At 62.3% G+C, this 2,601-nt stretch carries 3 protein-coding genes; 2 read left to right on the forward strand and 1 reads right to left on the reverse strand.

What is annotated here, in order from left to right:
- The first annotated feature begins 101 nt into the window (after positions 1-101).
- Positions 102-662 (forward strand): gamma carbonic anhydrase family protein, encoded by a 561-nt coding sequence (locus HBH1_RS24680; RefSeq protein WP_006465219.1) that lies wholly within the window; start codon positions 102-104, stop codon positions 660-662.
- Positions 663-776: 114 nt separating this feature from the next.
- Here HBH1_RS24680 and uraH read toward each other — a convergent pair whose 3' ends face one another.
- Positions 777-1,130, reverse strand: a complete 354-nt coding sequence (uraH, locus tag HBH1_RS24685; protein WP_006465218.1) for a hydroxyisourate hydrolase — start codon at positions 1,128-1,130, stop codon at positions 777-779.
- Positions 1,131-1,440: 310 nt separating this feature from the next.
- Between uraH and HBH1_RS24690 the strand changes: the two genes are divergently transcribed.
- Positions 1,441-2,259 (forward strand): outer envelope protein, encoded by an 819-nt coding sequence (locus tag HBH1_RS24690; RefSeq protein ID WP_102664749.1) that lies wholly within the window; start codon positions 1,441-1,443, stop codon positions 2,257-2,259.
- Positions 2,260-2,601: the final 342 nt, after the last annotated feature.

The following is a 2,601-nucleotide window of genomic DNA, read 5'->3' on the forward strand; positions in this document are numbered from 1 at the left end:
AACAGGGTATGATCGCTCCCCGCTTGAACGCGCCGCTGCACCTGCCTGTCCCGGGCCGCGCCGGCGCCCCGCACCACCGCATCCCCAGGAGAAACCGATCCATGCTTCGCCGCAACCCATCCGGCCACCGGCCCCAAGTCCACGAATCCGCCTATGTCGACCACACCGCCATCCTGTGCGGCAAGGTGATCGTGCATGAGAATGTCTTCATCGGTCCCTACGCCGTGATCCGCGCCGACGAGGTCGATGCCCACGGCGACATGGAGCCCATCATCATCGGCGCCCATTCCAACATCCAGGATGGCGTGGTGATCCACTCCAAGTCGGGCGCCGCCGTCACCATCGGCGAGCGCACCTCCATCGCCCACCGCGCCATCGTGCATGGCCCCTGCACGGTGGGCGACGATGCCTTCATCGGCTTCAACAGCGTGCTCTTCAATTGCAGCATCGGCGCCGGCTGCGTGGTGCGCCACAACGCCGTGGTCGATGGCTGCGACCTGCCGCCGGGCTTCTACGTCCCCTCCACCGAACGCATCGGCCCCAAGACCGACCTCTCCACCATCCCCCGTGTGACGGTAGCGGCATCGGAATTCTCGGAAGACGTGGCGCGCACCAACAATGAACTGGTGCTGGGCTACAAGAAATTGCAGAACGAGTTCTGATTTCTACGCGCTCGGCGCGCTGGCTTCCTCGAAACCACGCGCCCAACAAAAAATCCGGCTTCTTGCGAAGACCGGATTTTTTATCGACTGCATGGATGAATCGGCTTCTGCCGATCAACTCCCGCGATAAGTCGAATAGGCCCAGGGCGACACCACCAGCGGCACATGATAGTTCTGCGTCGCATCGGCGATGCCAAAGGCAATCACCACCTCATCGACAAAGCGCGGTTGCGGCAGCTCCACGCCCTGGGCGGCGAAGTAATCGCCGGCCGCAAACACCAGTTCATACTTGCCGACCTTGAGTGCGTCGCCGGCCAGCAGCGGTTCGTCGCAGCGGCCATCGCTGTTGGTGACGGCCTGCTTGAGCAGGGTCTTGCTTCCTTCCGCCACCGCATACAGCGCCAGCTTCACGCCCGCGCCGGGCTTGCCCCTGGTGATATCCAGCACGTGCGTGCTCAGTTTGCCCATGTTGCCGTCCTTTCCCTGTCTGATTTGAATTGCGATGCCGGCCGATGATATACCGCCGGGCGGCGATGCCTATACGAGTGCGCTTATACCCGCCATCGATGCAGCGGACATAATGCCTTACCGCGCTGCCGCCGCCAAATCGGGGAAGACACCCGATGCAGGCCACAGCGCCGATCCACCCCGCCGCCATGCCAACGCTCCCAACAGGAGCGCCCTGCCAGGCCGGCCTGCCGGCCCATCCCTGCCGGTGCCGTACCTCACGACGACACTATCTCTATAAAAATTTTATCCACTTACTGGAGGAGACTTCATGCCCATCCCATTCCTGTCCCGGCGCACCTCACTGGCCAGCATCCTGGCACTGTCGGCGAGCGCCGCCCACGCCGCCGACTGGTCCGACAATGCCATCGGCTATCGCTACGGCACCCGCTTTGCCGAACCCTACAACAGCCAGGACATCAGCAAGAACATCCTCAACTTCACCCACAGCAGCGGCTACCGCTACGGCACCAACTTCCTCAATATCGACCTGCTGATGTCCGACCGCAAGGACGACAATGCCCAGGAAGCCTATCTCACCTACCGCCACACCCTGGACCTGGGCAAGATCAGCGGCCGCGATCTGGCTTTCGGCCCGGCACGCGGCGTCGGCCTGACCCTGGGCCTGGACTGGAATACCAAGAACGACAACAGCTACGCCTCCAAGAAGCGCATGTGGGTCATCGGCCCGACCCTGATGATGGATGTCCCGGGCTTCCTCAATGTGAGCCTGCTGGCCCTGTTCGAAAGCAACCAGCCCAAGGGCATCAGCAGCCGCTACAGCTATGACACGCACCCCATGCTGAACCTGGCCTGGGGCATCCCGCTGGGCAGTTCCGGCTGGGGCTTCGAAGGCTACCTGAACTACATCGCGGCCAAGGGCAGGAATGAATTCGGCGGTGCCACCGCCCCCGAGTTCAACATCGATACCCAACTGATGTATGACCTCGGCAGCCGCCTGGGCATGGGCAAGAACAGCCTGCGCCTGGGGCTGGAATACCAGTACTGGCGCAACAAGTTCGGCAACCCTTCCACTGTCCCCGGCTCGCTGGCCAAGACGCCGATGGTGCGCGTGGAATACCACTTCTGATCACCCTGCCGCGTCAGGATGTCCGTCGCGCTTTCAGACGAATCTGATTGAAGAAGATCGACGCCGGAAATCTGCTCTCGCCAATCAAGAACCGCCGCAAAAACTCCTGCAAAAAATCGAAATTTGCAGGAGTTCCTTTTCCCTCCCCGCTTCCTATACTCGCCCGTTCCGGCTTGCCATGACCCGTGAGGTCTTCCAGCCAGCGGCCGGACATCCCTGATATCTGATCGCCAGCCACACGTCGGCAAGCGCGCGGGAGCGGCGTCGATGCCTGCCCCGCCCGCCCCCCTCATCGCCAGCCAAGAGATTTCGCAACCCCTCTCCTGGAACCTGACATGAGCC

The sequence above is a fragment of the Herbaspirillum sp. BH-1 genome, from assembly GCF_002870055.1.
In the GTDB taxonomy this organism is placed as follows: Bacteria; Pseudomonadota; Gammaproteobacteria; order Burkholderiales; family Burkholderiaceae_D; genus Herbaspirillum; species Herbaspirillum frisingense.

Bases quoted from the DNA above. Each gene is read 5' to 3' on its own strand.
- HBH1_RS24690 (WP_102664749.1), top strand. From the start codon at position 1,441: ATGCCCATCCCATTCCTGTCCCGGCGCACCTCACTGGCCAGCATCCTG.
- HBH1_RS24680 (WP_006465219.1), top strand. From the start codon at position 102: ATGCTTCGCCGCAACCCATCCGGCCACCGGCCCCAAGTCCACGAATCC.
- uraH (WP_006465218.1), bottom strand. From the start codon at position 1,130: ATGGGCAAACTGAGCACGCACGTGCTGGATATCACCAGGGGCAAGCCC.